Source organism: Cyclobacteriaceae bacterium (genome assembly GCA_013141055.1).
GTDB lineage: Bacteria > Bacteroidota > Bacteroidia > Cytophagales > Cyclobacteriaceae > ELB16-189.
Window position 1 is genome coordinate 1624301 of the sequence record JABFRS010000001.1, and the last position, 16490, is coordinate 1640790.

Sequence of the window (16490 nt, forward strand, 5' to 3'; positions counted from 1 at the left end):
TTTATTTCAGGTTGTAACCGGTTAGTACAAAAAGAGATCCTTCAGCGATGATGCGATCTCCTTCTTTTATACCTCCTTTGATTTCCGTGCTTTGGTTATAATTTTTTCCTACCAACACTTTCACTTTTTCAAATGTGTTGTGTTCTACTTCTTTCATAACAAAGTAGTTGTTGTTCTCCAGTACAATGGAGGTTTGAGGAACCGCTAATACTCTTACAAGATTCTTTGGGGTGATAATTACATTGGCAAACATTTCAGGCTTCAGCAATCCGTCCTTGTTAACCAATTCTGTTCTGACCCTGATCACACGGGATTGAGGATCCAGCATAGTGCCGATCTTTTTAATGGAACCTTTAAACTCTTTGTCAGGATAAGCGATGGTTTTAACCGTCACGAGATCCCCTTCACTTACTTTCGCCATGTCACTTTCATGCACGTTAGCCCATACCCAGATCGTTTCAAGATCACTGATCGTGAAAATATTCATCGCATTGTCGGTACGGATCTGAGTTCCTTCATTAATATTTCTTTCTACGATGTATCCGGATCTTGGAGCCACTACCCTGAACATGGCATCAAGTTCTTTGGAAGAGCCTCCGTACAGTTCAAGAATCTGCTTTTTTTCATTGAACTCAGACTGATCATTGCTGAAGTCTTTCTGAACTTCAGCATACTCTTTAGCAGACAACATTCCTGATTTGAACAATTCTGTAGAGCGTGCAAGATTTGATTCTGCTACTTCAAAGTTTGCCTTGGCGATATTGTAATCCCGTTGATAGGTACTGATATCGGTACTGAGAATGGTGGCCAGTATTTCACCTTTCTTTATATAATCACCCAGGGAGACATTCACTTTACTGACGCTTCCGCTAACAATCGGATATACACGAACGACGTTATTCTCATCGAAGCTTACCTCTCCAACAGCCGCGAACTCATCCATAGCAGGAATGCTGCGGGCGGTATCAATCTGAACATATTTTAGCTGCTCATCTGTAAATGAAATTTTGTTAGAGGCTTCCTTTACTTCCGGCTTTTTCTCCTCTTTTTTTGAACACGCTCCTATTAAAATCAATAGAGCAAAAAAGTAACTTGTCTTTATCATAGTAGCGGGCATTAATAGTCAATTAAAGTTTGGCCGACGGAAAAATTTAATTCATTTACATTATTCAGATACTGTTGCTTCAGCTCTATCAGCTGAATGTTAGTCAGAATAAAAATGCGTTGTTGATCGATAAACTGAAGCAAGCTGATGTTGCGCTTCTGAAAATTCTGATTCGTGCTTTTATTCAAATCTGCCAGACGATCGAGAAATTGAATATTATAATTCAGCAAACCTGAATTTGAATTTTTATATCTGTTGTAGGCAGCGATCACTTCATTTCGCGCCTGATTTTCAAGTTGCTTGAACTGAATATCAGATTGAGCAATGGACATTTTAGCTTGCTTGATGCGTCCCTGATTATGATCGAATATTGGAAGGAAGAGCTCTGTCGTAAATCCGTGATAAGGACGGATGTAATTACTTCCCCTGTCATAAGGCTGATATCCAAACTTGATATCCGGCATCCCGGAAGACTGCTGAAGCTTTAAATTTCTTTGCTGATACCGGATGTTGATCTTGGCTGCCTGAAGATCAGGACGGGTTTCCACTGCTTGTGTTGCTAAATAGGCAGGATCAAATTCTTCTGACACTACGGGTATCCTTTGTTCAACATAAAACACTGTGTCCTGCGGAAAACGCAATAATGTTCTCAGTTCACTGCTGACTGTTTCTTTCTGATTGAAGTTTTCAATTGCATCTGCTTTCACATCAAGGTATTCAGCTTCAAGGCGAACCGCCTCAATTGTTGAGATCGCTCCTACTTCAAGTTGCTTGCGGGTCGCATCCATTAACTTATTGTAATTCAGTATTACCTGCTGATAGAGAATTTGTTTTGATTGAAGAGCAGCGAGGTCACTGTATTTGCTACCAAGTTCATAGAGAAGGCTACGGATGACATCTTCCATTTGCTTCTCAGCCATTTCAACACCAATTCTGGCAAGTCTTACGGAGTTTGTGTGCTTTCCTGCAATCGAGAACGTTTGTTCAAACTGCCACAAGGATTGGTTTCGTAAAGCGAAGTATTCATTTGTCTCCTGGTTGTACATGTCCCCGTTCACAATAAAGTTGGGGTTATTCCAAACCTTTGCCTGAATTACTTTTGCTTTGGCAATGTTGATTTCATAATAAGATGCCAACATGCTAAGATTATAATTCAGCATTCTCTGTTTTGCTTCCTGATAGCTCAGCACGGTATCACGCGATTGCGCTTTCACAAGCGACACGATCGAAGCAAAAATCAAAAGACATGCAAATCTTTTCATACGATAAAATTGAAAAACTGATAAATAAATTATGATCTATTGACACACGGTCAATTGTTCACGCTGGCGGAATCGCCAAAAGAAAATGGGGTGGACTTAAATGATAATCGCTCCGAAATCAATAAATAATTTCTTGGAGGGGAGATTTAATTGATCAGCCTTTAAGTAGGCTTCATGCTCTCTGAGTGAAAGCTGATGGAAATAATAGTGAGGAGTCTGTTGGCAGAAAAGAGTGGTGTTGGACCGGCTCTCTTCCTGAAATGTAATTTTTACGCTTTCACGAAATTCATGTGCATTTGCCTGTGAAAATTCAACAAATTGAGCTTTTTCCTGCGGAACTTTTACCGCCTTCTCCACCTGGGAAAAGCTCCTGGATGAACACAGCAGTGTCAGCAGGATGAGTGTGAGCGATAAAAGCCTTTTGATTTTCACGTCGTAAATCTAGTTATATTTTGAAATTATAGGACAGCCAAAATGAAAGAGGCTTCGAAGCAAACCTTGGTCATAAACTCGCAAACGTTTGAACCCATCCCCATTAGATTCTGCGATGACAAAAATGTCACTCATAAGAGGTACATAATTTTTAGAACATTGAAAATTTCATTTCAGGGTTCTATTCTTGTCAGCAAGAAAACCGGCATTTCCTTAGATTAGGCCTTTATGAACATCGCAATAGATATTGGCAACACTTCAATAAAAGCAGGAGTTTTCGATCAAAGCTTCTTATTGAAGAAACACACGGTCACCGGTCTGTCAGAACTCTATTCATTACTAAATGAAATTCAACCCGAAAACCTTATCGTGAGCTCTGTAAGAAATAACGGAGAAGAAGTCCTGGCTGACCATTCAATAAATGGCGCCAAATTAATTTTGAATTCAAAACTTTCTCTCCCTATTCTTAATCACTATGACACACCTGAAACTTTGGGTGTTGATCGAATTGCAGCAGCCTGTGGAGCCAATATGATGTTTCCTAAACAAAATGTGCTTGTTATTGATGCCGGAACCTGCATCAACTATGAATTCATTAATAACAAAGGTGAATATAAAGGCGGGGCGATCTCACCCGGTGTGCAGATGCGCTTTGAAGCGATGCATCATTTTACAGCCAAATTACCTAACGCGACTCCTACCCAGAATTTCCCCCTGACAGGAAGCAATACATTGACATCCCTTCAAAGTGGGGTGATGAATGGGGTACTTGAAGAAATAAAAGGAACCATTGCCCGTTACCAATCTGAATACCACGATCTGAGGGTGATTTTGTGCGGCGGGGATGCTCATTTTTTTGAAAACCATCTGAATCCTACCATCTTTGTGGCCCCCGATCTGGTTTTAATGGGCCTGAACAGCATTCTGTTATATAATGTCACTTCGTAAAATTCAATTCTGCCTTCTGATAAGTTTCCTGTTGTACAGCTCACTAGCGGCAGGGCAGGCAGCACGCAGCCCTTTTTCATCCTTTGGTGTAGGTGAGCAATTCAGTACCGCATTGACCCAGAATATGGGAATGGGAGGCACAGGTATCAGTAATCATACTTACTGGTATGTCAACAATATGAACCCCTCGTTGCTGGTTTATAATCGCCTTACTACGTTCCAGGCAGGTATAATTGGAGAGCAAAGAACCCAGAATTCAAGTACCGGAAGTGAAAACAGTGGAAGTGGTAATCTGAATTACCTTGCCCTGGCTATCCCTATCAAACTCAACAAATGGACTACCTCCCTGACCTTAATGCCTTATACAAGGAATAACTTCCTTTTAAAGTACTCAGCCCCCATAAACAATGACCCCAATAATTTTGTAAATGTTACAGAGCAAGGCTCAGGAGGCGTAAATCAGGTTACATGGTCTAATGGAGTAAGTGTAAATGACAACTTTCGTGTCGGGTTGAAATCTGCTTACCTGTTCGGAGCCGTGATAAATGAATTCACGAATGTTATTACCAACTTCCCGATTGCAGTCGCTCCAAGTGTTTACGAAAGAAGTTCTGTTTCAGGCTTTCAATTCTCCCCTGCTGCCTCCTATCATATTGATTCTCTGTTTAACAATAAATACAGGCTTAACTTCGGAGCCGTTTATGATTTTGGAACTACATTAAACACAACATTCTTTCAACGATTGGATCGCCTCAATTCTTCCGGTCAGATCATTGATTCTGCTGCACTCATTCCAAACAAGCCAGGAAAAATAACCCTTCCGCAAAGCGTTGCATTCGGAGTTTCAATTTCAAGAGCCAGTAAATGGACCGCATCTCTTGATGGATTTTATTCAGACTATTCAAGCTACAGAGCACTTGATGGTACAAATCCGTATAGTGGTTCAAACTGGAGAGTAGGAGCAGGATTTGAATTGATTCCTGATGGAGCTTCACTTAGCAGCTACCTGAAGCGCGCTACGTACCGAACAGGTGTAAGCTATGAAAATTACCCCTATTTGGTGAATGGCAACGGGGTTAAGGATTTTGGCATTACTTTTGGATTATCCCTCCCGGTGGGCAGATATTCGAGTTTGGACGTTGCTTTGAAAGTGGGGAAAAAGGGTGATAAGGCTTTAAATAATATTGAAGAGAATTATTTAAAACTTTATTTTGGCATAACATTTATGGATCAATGGTTTATTAAAAGAAGATTTGACTAACAGTAACTCAACAACAACTATGAAATTGAAATTAATAACAATGGCTCTTGTGGCAATGTGCTTTGCAGCAGCACACACTACGGCCGTTGCTCAGTGCAAAGAATTCATCTGGCCAGAGAACAGGGCAAAGGCTGATGAAAGTGTGGCCTTATGGTCTGACGCGATCAAGCAAGGTCACTATCGTTCTGCAACTCCTGGCATTCAGTGGATGCTTGCTAATGCTCCTAAATGGAACACAAAGCTTTACATTGATGGCGCTGACATCTATGATAAGCTGACTGAAAAGGAAACAGACCCAACAAAGAAGAAGGTATTATTAGATTCATTGATGATGATCTATGATATGCGCATTCAAAATTGCGGAGACGAAGTTAATGTCACTAACCGCAAGGTGTATGCTTCTTATAAATACAACTTCAAATCAAAAGAAAATCTGCCAGCACTATTGGCTGCTTATGATAAGGTCTTTGAAATGAGTGGCAATAAAGTAACTGATGGAAATCTGGTTGCCTACATGACAGTCGTTAAAAATAATCAGACCCTTTTCAAGAATCTTACAGATGAACAAATCCTGGCTCGTTATGATAAGATCATTGCGGTAACTGATGCCAAAATTGCAGCAGCAACAAAACCAGAAGATGTTACCAAGCTTAAAGGATTTAAGGATGCGGTTGACGGAATCCTGACCGGCCTTGTCAAGGTGGATTGTGATTTCGTGAAAAAGAATCTTGCTCCTAAGTTCAAACAGAATCCTGATGACCTTGGATTGGCTAAAAAAATCTTCAATTTCATGTTGCAAGGTAAATGTACTGATGATCCGCTTTGGCTGGAATCACTTGAAGCGATTGATCGTCTGAACACTGAAAAAGATTTTGGTTTGAAGAAGACCCTTGCTGGTAGATATCTTGCCGCTGGTGATCTGGCAAAAGCCGCAGCCAAATACAAAGAAGCTTTGGAGATTGCTAACAACAACAAAGACAAGTCTGAAGCTACTATGTACCTTGGAATGATTGAATCCAAGAATGGGAATTATGCTTCTGCCCGCGAAACATATCGCCAGGCAGCGAGTCTTGATGCATCCAACAAGGAAGCTTACGAAAAGATCGGTGACCTTTATTACAACAGCTTTGATAACTGCTCCAAGAAACAATCACAGGCTGAGGATCGCCTCATCTACATTGCAGCTTATGATATGTATCAGCGCGCTGGCAACAGCCAGTTGATGTCAAGAGCAAAAGCTCAGTTCCCTTCAAAAGAAGATATCTTCCTTTTGAACTGGCTGGTCGGATCTAACCAGCAAGTGAAGTGCTGGATCAATGAAACCGTAAGTCTTAGAACAAGAGATTAATTTATCATGTAAATATTAAAGGCCTCCCGAGATTTCGGGGGGCCTTTTCATTTAAGCTTATGAACAACGTACGTGTTCTTCTTTTGATCTTAATGATCCTGTCAGGCTGCCGTCAGAAGGAGACACCTTTGCCTGTTGAGTATACCGGGCCACTAAGTGAGATGGGTGATGTGGATCTCATGTATTCTGAAAAAGATCACATTCGCGTTAAGATGAAGGCGAAGAAGATATTAGAGTATAAAAACGGCGACCAGGAATTTCCTGAAGGACTTTATCTCGAATTCTATAATGAGATGGGGGTTTTAACATCAACCCTGAAAGCTAATCATGCCTTCTTCTTTAAAGATCAGGACTTGTGGAGAGGTCGTGAAAAAGTAGAAGTGATCAATCTTGAAAAGAAGCAACAGCTTAATACCGAAGAATTGTTCTGGAAGCGCGACACACAGAAGATCTACACAGAAAAGTTTGTCACGATCAAACTTGAAAACGAAATCATCTACGGCACAGGACTCGATGCTGCACAGGATCTCTCTACCTACACGATCCGGAAAATCGTTAACAGTGAATTTAATATTCAGGATTAGAATTTCGCGCCAAGGCTTTTGAGATTCACAACGTCTCAAAAAATCGTATTTTTACAACCCCATGAAACTTTTAGACACTATTATACTCTCTCTGGGTGTAGTCTTTATAATTATCGGTGCATACGAGGTAATGTCTGTTGGACTTAAAAGCGCCTACCCTTATCTCATGGTTGCCCTTCTGATGATCTTCTGGTTTACCTATCGCAAAATATCCAAGATGTGATGGAATCATTGTATCCATGGATCATTACTTCTCTTGTCTTCTCTTTCTTTTTTTCAGGGATTGAGATCGCTTTTCTTTCTGCCAATCGGTTGCAGATTGAGCTGCAAGGCAAGCAGGGCGTTTGGTCCGGAAAGATCATGTCGTATTTCATGCAAAACCCATCCAGGTTTATAGGAACTACACTAATTGGAAATACACTTGCCTTGGTTGTTTTCGGTAATAACATGGCTTTGTTGTTCGCTCCTGTTCTCACCGAAACTCTTCCGGAGTCATTTAGCAATGAGCCTTCAATCTTGCTGATTCAAACCGTTCTATCAACGCTGCTAATACTATTCACAGCAGAGTTTCTCCCCAAGAGTCTATTCATGATCAATCCCAATCTCGTACTCTACGCATTGGCATTGCCTTTTGTGATAACCTATGTGATCCTCGCTCCTTTCACATTTACGATTGTGAATCTTTCCAAGCTTGTCATAAAGTATATTCTGAGATTGGAATATTCTGAAGCAACACCACTTTTTGGGTTAACCGATTTGAATAATTATTTACGAAACATGCAGAAGGTTAGTCATGAAGATGAAGAAATCGAGTTGGACAAAAAGATTTTGCACAATGCGATGGAATTCAAAAAGGTGAAGGTCAGGGAATGCATGGTGCCCAGAACAGAGATCATGGCTATCGATCTTGAAGATGGAATTGAAAAGCTTCGTACTGCATTTGTGGAAAGCGGTCACTCCAAAATTGTTATTTATCGAGACAGCATAGACGATGTGATCGGCTATTGTCACTCTGCGGCATTGTTTAAGAACCCATCCACTTTACAGGAAATTCTGACACCCATCAGTATTGTCACAGAGACCACGATGGCAAACGACATGATGGTGCAGCTGATAAAGGAGAGAAGAAGTCTCGCTATTGTGGTAGATGAGTTTGGCGGCACAGCAGGATTGGTTAGCATGGAAGATGTAATTGAAGAAATCTTCGGAGATATTGAAGACGAGCATGATGCTGATGATCTGATAGAGCAGACGCTGGATGAAAGCACCTATCTGTTCAGTGCCAGACTTGAAGTAGATTATCTGAATGAAAAATATCTCTGGCAGCTCCCGATCGGGGATTACGAAACCCTTGGCGGATTGATACTCTCCTACACAGAAGATTTTCCTCAAAAGGGAGAAATTCTTCATGTGGGGCCTTTCATTTTTACGATTCAGTCGACCAAAGGCAATGGAATCGACACGGTCAAGGTGAAGGTTGAAAAAGAGGTTATTGAGGAGTAGAAATAGCTGATTATCAAGGGAATTCCCCCTTCCTGAATACTTTTGGATGCACTTTGCCGAATACACCAAACGGTTTAAATTTGCGGCTCTTTTGCCAATTGGTGTGGCACAGGATTAACCCGATTATCATTAATTATTCAGTTGTATGGCATTAATAAGCACGTTAAGAACGAAGATGACCAAGTGGGTCGTGGGAGCAATAGCATTATCGATGGGTGCATTTATCGTTGGAAGTGATCTATTTGGAAGCGGTCAGAGATCTATTTTCAGTGGAAGCGAACGAGAGATCGGAGAAATTGCAGGCAATGCCATCTCTGTGGATGAATACAACTTGGTCATTCAGGAACGCGAAAATAATTACATACGGAACTTTGGCCGCCAGGCTGGAGAGCGTGAACGCGCAACATTACAGGCACAAGCGTGGGAATTGTTAATCTCCCGCAACGCGATCACTCCTCAATATGAAAAAGTAGGAGTAAAAGTTTCCGATAAGGAAGTCGAAGATATGGTTTGGGGAAAGAATATTGACGAAGGGATCAAGACAGCGTTCCTTGATTCAGCAGGAAAATTCAATAGACCAAGATTGATCGAATATCTTCAAAGTGTTGCTGATATGCCTGCAGGTTCAGAAGCAAGAGATCGTTGGGATGCCTTCAAGGGTGATTTGAAAGCTGGTCGTGAACGTCTTAAGTATGAAAACCTAGTTGCTAAAACTGTTTATGTAACAGAAGCTGAAGCTGAACGTGATTATCACAATCAGAATGACGTTGTGGAAGTTAAATATTTGTACGTTCCATCGTTCTCCATCAAAGAAGGAGATGTGAATGTAAAAGATTCAGATCTTAAGGAGTATTACGAAAAGAACAAGAAGAAATACAAAGTAGAGAATACACGGAGCCTTAGTTATGTTTCGTTTCAGGTAGCTGCTTCCAAAGAGGATTCATTGGCTATTCGTGAAGAAATGACTGTGTTGAGCACAGAATTCAAAACCATCACTGAGGATTCACTCTTTGCTTCTTCTAACTCTGATGGCACTACACCTTTTTCAAAGTACACCATTTCATCCTTGCCAACAGTTTTAAACAATCAAAAGGAAAATCTTGCAACTGGTGCTGTAATAGGACCGTTGTTAGAAGATGGATCATATAAAATTTATAAGATCACGAAGATTGGAACTGATACTATCTATAATGCCAAAGCAAGTCACATTCTGATTAAGTGGGACAATACAACTCCTGAAGCAAAGAAAGCGGCAAAGGATAAGGCGCTCAAGATCATGGCGGACATCAGGGGAGGCGCAAGCTTCGCTGAGAAGGCCCGTGAATTCGGAACAGATGGTACTGCATCAAGAGGTGGGGATCTGGGATGGTTTAGTTCCGGTGCAATGGTTAAACCTTTCCAGGATGCAGTATTCGGAGCAACCAAGACTGGTCTGCTGGCCACTCCTACCGAAACGGATTTTGGTTATCACATCATTGATGTGACCGCTACTAAAGACAACACTTTCTATTCTGTAGCAGTGATTGAACGAACTATCACTCCAAGCGATGAGACACTAAATGAAATTCTTCGCAAGGCTGATGCCTTTGCAAGTGACCTATCAGGTGTTGAAGCATTCAAAGCAAAAGCAAAGGCAGGGAATCTGTCAGTATTTGATGCAAATGATATTAATCCAAATGAAAGAAGGGTTAATGATCTGAACGATGCCCGCAGGATTGTAACATGGTTATTCCGTGATGGAAAAATTGGAAAAGTTTCTACTGCCGAAGATCTTACCGATAACTATGTTGTGGCTGTTATGACTGGTGAGACTGAAAAAGGTTTCAAACCATTCGACAAGGTAAAAGAAGAAATCAGACCAGCCGTTGTTCACAGCTTGCAAAACAAGATGATTGTTGAAAAGCTTAAGGGTAAGACAGAATCTTTGGATGATCTCGCTAAGCAATTTGGAAAAGATGCTACCGTAAATACAATGAACGACCTTAAAATCAATACAACGGCAATGCCGGCTGTAGGATTCGATCCAATTGTAGTGGGTAATATTTTCTTTGTAGAAGCTGGAAAGCGCTCCAATCCAATCAATGGAGAAAATGGAGTTGTTATCGCAGATGTTCAAACAAAAACACTTGCTCCTGAGATCGGAGATTTCAGCATATTCAAGAGTCAATTGTTTCAAAGCAGAAATAGCATGGGTGCTTATCAGATCTCTGAGGCTTTGAAAGAGGCAGCAAAGATCGAGGATAAACGCTACAAGTTCTTTTAGAATTTAAAACTTTAGAGATTTCAGCAAGCTTGAAGTCTTCTTAACCTCTCGTGATTCACTCGCGAGAGGTTTTTTTTCGATCTTTACGGAATGGACTCTCAGACAATAAATTCATTTCGCGAAAAACTGGATCAGTTCTATGCCTGGCCTTCCCTGTATACATTCAAATTTATAGTCCCGGCCGACAAACGGGATGATTTAAGGCTGCTTTTCCCAATGCATACAACAGCCATAGAAAAATCTTCTGAGAAGGGGAAATATGTAAGCCTTACGTATCAGATGATGATGCCTTCCAGTGAAGCGGTAATCGATGTGTATAAGAAGGTTGAAAAGATTGAGGGAATTGTTGCGCTGTGAGTGGTGTACGAAGTAGCGCTTCAACTCAGAACTTCATAGATTTATCTAAATTGTACTATTAAAATCTTTTGATTATGTGGAAACAGAACGACAACAAGCTTAAAAAGATATTTAAGTTCAAGGATTTTACCGAGGCTTTCGGCTTCATGACCAGAGTAGCATTAGTGGCTGAAAAGATGAATCACCACCCTACGTGGACCAATACTTATAATACTGTGAGCTTTGAATTAAGCACTCATGATGCCGGGGATAAAGTAACCTCCAAGGATCATACTCTTGCGGAAGCTATTGATAAGCTGAAATAAGGTGGAGAAAAAGATCTCACTTTACCTTATTCCTACTCCAATCGGCAATCGAGGAGATATCACGTTACGGGCCCTTGAGACTTTGAAAAATGCGGATGTCATTCTTGCAGAAGATACACGCACTTCCGGCATGCTTTTGAAGCACTTTGAGATCAGCAAACCACTTCAAAGCTTTCACATTTTCAATGAGCATAAAGTTGTCGAGAAGCTGGTATCACGAATGAAGCAAGGTGAAGTATTTGCCTTGATGAGTGATGCTGGCACTCCCGGAATTTCCGATCCGGGATTCCTGATCGTGCGCGAATGCCTTGCAGCAGGAGTTGGAGTTGAATGCCTTCCAGGAGCAACTGCTTTGATACCCGCTCTTGTTAATTCAGGATTCCCCACAGATCGTTTTGTCTTTGAAGGATTTCTTCCACATAAAAAAGGGAAACAGACGTTATTAAAAAAACTCGCCGAAGAAGACAGAACGATTATCGTTTACGAATCGCCTCATCGATTGATTAAAACGCTGGAGCAGATGAAAGAATTTTTCGGAAGTGATAGAAGGGTTTCGGTATCACGCGAGTTGACAAAACTTCATGAAGAAAATTTTACCGGACCCCTTGATGATGTTCTGGCTCATTTCAGTCAGAAAGAAATCAAAGGAGAGATCGTAATTGTCATTGATGGCAAAAGAGAGTAAATATTCCCCAGTTCTTCTTTTTGTTATTTCCGTCGCATTGCTGATGGAAGGTTCCATTTGGCCACTATTCCCAATCGGTATTTTTTTTGGATTTGCTCCCCTGTTTGCACTTACAGATCGCGTCAACAACACAGAAAATGTTTGGGAAAGAATGGAGTGGGTACTTATAGCTTTGGCCATTTATTTCTTCCTGGCTTTTGGATTTGATCTTTCCCTAATTGTTCATTCGATGGTGTATGCGATTGTATTTACAATTCCGTTCATAGGCTACGTTTGGGTACGTCAAACACTTGGAGACAGGGTTGGCAAAATTATAATTATTCTTTTCTGGCTTGCATTAGAGTATGGTATTTATAAGATATTTCCTGATAGAAGTCAGTTTCTAACAGATATTCTCAGCCGCTATACTGACTGGATGCAGTGGAATATATACACTGGATTTATGGGGGGTAGTTTATGGATACTAATGGTCAACTTAATAGCGTATTATCTTTTCTTCTCCGAACAACCCTTTAAGTGGTATTGGATTGTGTTGGCGATTGTTTTTCTTGCAGGGCCAATAGCATATTCTTTTATTCTTGATTATCATCCTATTGTCAGGAGTGATATGTTTACTACCTCAAAAGATGTTACGTATCTTGCGAATGGAGAGGTAACAGGGCGCACGGCAGCGTGGATTTCAGTTTTAATTCTTCTTTACGCGTTTGTTAAAAGTCAAACGAAACAGCGATGATCAATCTTTCAACAATCGAAAAAAATGTAATAGAAGCCTGCAGCGAAGTAGGCGATTTCATAGCCCGCGAAGGAGCACTGTTCGACCGTTCAAGGATCGAACAGAAAGAAGGTTTCAACAATCTCGTTTCATACGTTGATAAAGAATCAGAAAAAAAACTCGTCGCAGCATTATCTAAAATTCTGCCGGGTTCTGGTTTTATTGGAGAAGAGGGGACTAACATTGAAGGCACAAGTGGATACCGTTGGATCATAGATCCACTGGATGGCACTACCAATTTTACCCATGCATTGCCACTATTTGCTATCAGCATTGGCCTTGCTCTTAAAGACAAAATGGTTCTGGGAATCGTATATGAGGTAAATAAAAAAGAGATGTTCCATACCATCGAGGGAGGTCCTGCTTATCTCAATGATAAAGAAATACATGTATCAGCGATTAATACTCTTCAACAAAGTTTACTTGCTACCGGCTTTCCATATTACGAGTTTGAAAAAATGGAAGCCTATCTGGAGATTATAAAAAAATTCCTGAAGCAATCTCACGGTGTGAGGAGACTAGGAAGCGCCGCCACTGATCTTGCCTATGTTGCATGTGGTAGATTTGAAGGGTTCTTTGAATACAATCTCAATGCCTGGGATGTTGCAGCCGGAACTTTTCTTGTTCAGCAGGCTGGAGGTATCGTAACTGATTTTAGCGGGGGAAATAATTATGTCTTCGGTGGTGAATTAATTGCAGGGTGTGGCGTACAGCCGGCAATGCTTGAGATCATAAGAAAAGAGTGGGAGAAATGAGGATTAAAAAATAATTGCATCACCTTATTGCAAATCATTTCATTTCGACGGTTAAATCAAATTGTAAAAAAGTAATTCAAATCATTATGCATAAAAAGTATTGCCTCATTTTCGCGATCGTCTTTTTACTGATCACAAATCTTTCTTTTGGTCAGGCAAATCTGACTGACAAGATTCCTGTTGCACCGGAAATAAAGAAAGGAACATTATCCAATGGATTGACCTATTATATCCGCAAAAATTCAAAACCTGAAAAGAAAGTTGAATTACGTCTTGCTGTAAAGGTGGGGTCAATTGTGGAAGATGATGATCAACTGGGACTTGCTCACTTTACAGAGCACATGGCATTCAATGGATCGAAACATTTCAAAAAAAATGAGCTTGTTTCTTTTCTTCAAACCATCGGGGTTGAGTTTGGAGCCGATCTCAATGCTTCCACAGGATTTGATGAAACAATTTACATTCTTCCCATCCCACTCGACAAGCCTGAAAATCTTGAAAAAGGCTTCCTGGTTCTGGAGGATTGGGCAAGTACGGTTGCTTTTGATGCCTCAGAAATAGACAAGGAACGAGGAGTAGTACTGGAGGAAGAACGTTCCGGCAAAGGCGCACAGGAACGGATGCAGAAAAAAATGCTTCCCTACATTCTTGCCGGATCGAAATATGAGAAACGCCTCCCTATCGGTACTGTTGAAAATTTAAAAGCATTTAAGCCTGAAGTAATAAAGAGATACTATAAAGACTGGTATCGCCCGGATCTGATGGCTGTTGCTGTGGTGGGAGATATTGACCCAGCAGCAGTAGAGGCTTTGATAAAAAAACATTTTGAGAAGTTAAAAGCACCAGCAGGTGAACGACCACGCGTGTATGCCGACCTTCCAACGCGCCAAACTTCAGAAGGCCTCGTAATTACAGATCCGGAGGCAACCAATCATGTGCTTCAGATTTTCTATGCTACCAGCAAATCAAAATTACAAACCACTCTGGGTGACTATCGTCAGAGTATCGTTAAGAATCTGTCCAGCATCATGCTTGGTCTGCGTATGCAGGAGTTAACCCAAAAGGCAGAGCCTCCTTTTGTTTTTGGTGGAAGTGAACGAGGTGAGTTTGTTCATGGATACGAGTCTTATTTCGGATTTGCCTTAATTGGCAAGGCTGGCATCGCTCCTGCTATCAATGCCGTTATTCAGGAAAATGAAAGAGCTAAAAAATTCGGCTTTACAGCTGCTGAGTTTGATCGTGCTAAAAAATCTCTGCTTCGCAGCATGGAGCGTGCATACAATGAGCGTGACAAAACAGAATCAGATGGATATGTTGATGAATACATCCGCAACTTTCTGAACGATGAACCGATTCCTGGAATTGAAAATGAATACAACTATCACAAGCAATTTCTAGAAGGAATTACTCTTCAGGAAATAAATGAATTTACCGCCAGCAATATTCCATCTTCAAAAGATAAGAAACTTGTAATTTTTCAGGGGCCAGAAAAAGCCGATTTCAAAATTCCAACCAACACCGAACTTCTTGCAATGGTGGTAGAGGCTGAGAAAATACCGGTAACAGCATACGAAGAGAAAGCAGTAGCAACCTCCCTGATGGATGTCGTTCCGACAGGCGGAAGTATATCATCAGAGAAAAAAAATCCAACACTGGGCTTAACGGAATTAACTCTCAGCAATGGCGTTAAGGTTATCTTAAAGCCAACTGATTTTAAAAACGATCAGATCATTTTCTCTGCATATCGCTTTGGGGGACAATCATTGTATGATCTGAAAGATCTTTATAATGTGCAGTATACAACCTCCATCATCAATCAAATGGGAGTAGGAAATTTTTCCCCTAATGACTTGAGAAAGGTTCTGGCGGGCAAAAGCGTTAATGTTTCACCGAGACTAACGGGTCTTACAGAAAGTATTAGTGGACAATCCGGCAATGCAGACGTTGAAACAATGCTGCAACTCACCCACCTGTACTTTACAAAGCCACGGAAAGACGAAGAATTATTCAAGTCATTTGTTACCAAGCAGGAGGCGATGATTCAAAACATGATGAGCGATCCACGCACTGTGTTTCAAGACTCCATACAAAAGGTCCTCTACAATAACAATCCCAGGGGGCCAAGATTTCCTCAGATGGATGATTTCAAAAAAATCAGTGCCGATCGCATTCTTGAAATCTATAAGGAGCGCTTCAGCAATGCCCGTGGATGGACATTTTATTTTGTGGGCAGCTTCGACCCAGAAAAGATCAAACCGTTGATAGCAACCTATATTGGAAGTCTTCCCTCATCAACAGAAGCTTCTCCTGCTTTCCGTGATTTGGGTGTACGGCCAGTGAAAGGTGTTGTAAAAAAAGCAATCAAGAAGGGTAATGAACCAAAAAGTTTCATCTCCATGGCTTTTACAGGTGAGGCAACGTTCACAGAAAGTGATCAGATGAAATTGCAGGCTTTGATTGAATTGATGAACATTAAACTTATTGAAGCTCTGAGAGAAGACATGGGTGGGATTTACAGCGGAGGAATGAATGGCAATCTAAGTAAGATTCCTTATAATAATTATATGATCAATGTCTCTCTTCCTTGTGGACCAGAGAATGTAGATAAGCTGATCAAGGCTACTTTTGATGAAATTCAGAAAGTCAAAGACAATGGTCCTTCTGTTGAAGATCTGAATAAAGTAAAACAAGCTTTTGATAAGAAATACCAGGAGGAAATAAAGGACAATGCGTATTGGCTCAATCGCCTTCAAAGAAGCAGCGAGCTCAATCTGAATTCTGCGGATATTCTGACTGTTCCAGCGAGAGTAAAGGCATTGACTCCAAAAGATCTTCAGGAAGCAGCGAAAAAGTACTTCAATATGAACAATTATTTTCAGGCCGTGTTATATCCTGAAGGCAATTGAGCGT

16 protein-coding genes are annotated in these 16490 nt (G+C 40.9%); 13 read left to right on the top strand and 3 right to left on the bottom strand.

Annotated elements, in window-relative coordinates:
- Position 1 precedes the first annotated feature (1 nt).
- The 3 genes from HOP08_07205 to HOP08_07215 form a co-directional block, all read right to left on the bottom strand.
- Entirely contained in the window at positions 2-1105 is a 1104-nt protein-coding gene (locus HOP08_07205; protein NOT74700.1) for an efflux RND transporter periplasmic adaptor subunit, read from the bottom strand.
- 11 nt (positions 1106-1116) lie between these two features.
- On the bottom strand, positions 1117-2367 hold the full coding sequence (locus HOP08_07210; protein ID NOT74701.1) for a TolC family protein: 1251 nt from the start codon (positions 2365-2367) through the stop codon (positions 1117-1119).
- Between the two features lie 96 nt (positions 2368-2463).
- On the bottom strand, positions 2464-2799 hold the full coding sequence (locus HOP08_07215; GenBank protein ID NOT74702.1) for a hypothetical protein: 336 nt from the start codon (positions 2797-2799) through the stop codon (positions 2464-2466).
- Between the two features lie 228 nt (positions 2800-3027).
- On the opposite strand from HOP08_07215, the gene HOP08_07220 reads away from it, so the two are divergent.
- The 13 genes from HOP08_07220 (at position 3028) to HOP08_07280 (ending at position 16486) form a co-directional block, all read left to right on the top strand.
- Positions 3028-3747 carry a type III pantothenate kinase gene (locus HOP08_07220; protein ID NOT74703.1) on the top strand — a complete coding sequence of 240 codons (720 nt, stop codon included), beginning with the start codon at positions 3028-3030 and terminating at the stop codon, positions 3745-3747.
- Positions 3734-5008: a hypothetical protein gene (locus HOP08_07225; protein ID NOT74704.1), complete on the top strand. Its 1275-nt coding sequence runs from the start codon at positions 3734-3736 to the stop codon at positions 5006-5008. Before HOP08_07220 ends, HOP08_07225 begins: the two co-directional genes overlap by 14 nt.
- Before the next feature lie 19 nt (positions 5009-5027).
- The gene (locus HOP08_07230) at positions 5028-6356 is read left to right on the top strand and encodes a tetratricopeptide repeat protein (GenBank protein ID NOT74705.1); all 1329 of its coding nucleotides are present in this window, start codon (positions 5028-5030) and stop codon (positions 6354-6356) included.
- A gap of 92 nt (positions 6357-6448) precedes the next feature.
- On the top strand, positions 6449-6940 hold the full coding sequence (gene lptC, locus HOP08_07235; GenBank protein NOT74706.1) for an LPS export ABC transporter periplasmic protein LptC: 492 nt from the start codon (positions 6449-6451) through the stop codon (positions 6938-6940).
- Positions 6941-7001: 61 nt separating this feature from the next.
- Positions 7002-7163 carry a hypothetical protein gene (locus HOP08_07240; protein NOT74707.1) on the top strand — a complete coding sequence of 54 codons (162 nt, stop codon included), beginning with the start codon at positions 7002-7004 and terminating at the stop codon, positions 7161-7163.
- Positions 7163-8443 (top strand): HlyC/CorC family transporter, encoded by a 1281-nt coding sequence (locus tag HOP08_07245; GenBank protein ID NOT74708.1) that lies wholly within the window; start codon positions 7163-7165, stop codon positions 8441-8443. Before HOP08_07240 ends, HOP08_07245 begins: the two co-directional genes overlap by 1 nt.
- Positions 8444-8588: 145 nt before the next feature.
- Positions 8589-10706 (top strand): hypothetical protein, encoded by a 2118-nt coding sequence (locus HOP08_07250; GenBank protein NOT74709.1) that lies wholly within the window; start codon positions 8589-8591, stop codon positions 10704-10706.
- A gap of 90 nt (positions 10707-10796) precedes the next feature.
- On the top strand, positions 10797-11063 hold the full coding sequence (locus HOP08_07255; protein NOT74710.1) for a DUF493 family protein: 267 nt from the start codon (positions 10797-10799) through the stop codon (positions 11061-11063).
- A 74-nt stretch (positions 11064-11137) separates the two neighbouring features.
- Positions 11138-11368 carry a pterin-4-alpha-carbinolamine dehydratase gene (locus HOP08_07260; GenBank protein NOT74711.1) on the top strand — a complete coding sequence of 77 codons (231 nt, stop codon included), beginning with the start codon at positions 11138-11140 and terminating at the stop codon, positions 11366-11368.
- Positions 11369-11381: 13 nt separating this feature from the next.
- Positions 11382-12053 (top strand): 16S rRNA (cytidine(1402)-2'-O)-methyltransferase, encoded by a 672-nt coding sequence (gene rsmI, locus HOP08_07265; GenBank protein NOT74712.1) that lies wholly within the window; start codon positions 11382-11384, stop codon positions 12051-12053.
- Positions 12037-12786 (top strand): hypothetical protein, encoded by a 750-nt coding sequence (locus HOP08_07270; protein NOT74713.1) that lies wholly within the window; start codon positions 12037-12039, stop codon positions 12784-12786. Before rsmI ends, HOP08_07270 begins: the two co-directional genes overlap by 17 nt.
- Positions 12783-13580, top strand: a complete 798-nt coding sequence (locus HOP08_07275; GenBank protein NOT74714.1) for an inositol monophosphatase — start codon at positions 12783-12785, stop codon at positions 13578-13580. The genes HOP08_07270 and HOP08_07275 overlap by 4 nt, the downstream gene beginning before the upstream one ends.
- Positions 13581-13666: 86 nt before the next feature.
- Positions 13667-16486, top strand: a complete 2820-nt coding sequence (locus tag HOP08_07280) for an insulinase family protein (GenBank protein NOT74715.1) — start codon at positions 13667-13669, stop codon at positions 16484-16486.
- Positions 16487-16490: the final 4 nt, after the last annotated feature.

Coding starts and splice junctions, on each gene's coding strand:
- HOP08_07220 (NOT74703.1), top strand. CDS start 3,028: ATGAACATCGCAATAGATATTGGCAACACTTCAATAAAAGCAGGAGTT.
- HOP08_07275 (NOT74714.1), top strand. CDS start 12,783: ATGATCAATCTTTCAACAATCGAAAAAAATGTAATAGAAGCCTGCAGC.
- HOP08_07205 (NOT74700.1), bottom strand. CDS start 1,105: ATGATAAAGACAAGTTACTTTTTTGCTCTATTGATTTTAATAGGAGCG.
- HOP08_07280 (NOT74715.1), top strand. CDS start 13,667: ATGCATAAAAAGTATTGCCTCATTTTCGCGATCGTCTTTTTACTGATC.
- HOP08_07210 (NOT74701.1), bottom strand. CDS start 2,367: ATGAAAAGATTTGCATGTCTTTTGATTTTTGCTTCGATCGTGTCGCTT.
- HOP08_07230 (NOT74705.1), top strand. CDS start 5,028: ATGAAATTGAAATTAATAACAATGGCTCTTGTGGCAATGTGCTTTGCA.
- lptC (NOT74706.1), top strand. CDS start 6,449: ATGATCCTGTCAGGCTGCCGTCAGAAGGAGACACCTTTGCCTGTTGAG.
- HOP08_07270 (NOT74713.1), top strand. CDS start 12,037: ATGGCAAAAGAGAGTAAATATTCCCCAGTTCTTCTTTTTGTTATTTCC.
- HOP08_07245 (NOT74708.1), top strand. CDS start 7,163: ATGGAATCATTGTATCCATGGATCATTACTTCTCTTGTCTTCTCTTTC.
- HOP08_07225 (NOT74704.1), top strand. CDS start 3,734: ATGTCACTTCGTAAAATTCAATTCTGCCTTCTGATAAGTTTCCTGTTG.
- HOP08_07255 (NOT74710.1), top strand. CDS start 10,797: ATGGACTCTCAGACAATAAATTCATTTCGCGAAAAACTGGATCAGTTC.
- HOP08_07250 (NOT74709.1), top strand. CDS start 8,589: ATGGCATTAATAAGCACGTTAAGAACGAAGATGACCAAGTGGGTCGTG.
- HOP08_07240 (NOT74707.1), top strand. CDS start 7,002: ATGAAACTTTTAGACACTATTATACTCTCTCTGGGTGTAGTCTTTATA.
- HOP08_07260 (NOT74711.1), top strand. CDS start 11,138: ATGTGGAAACAGAACGACAACAAGCTTAAAAAGATATTTAAGTTCAAG.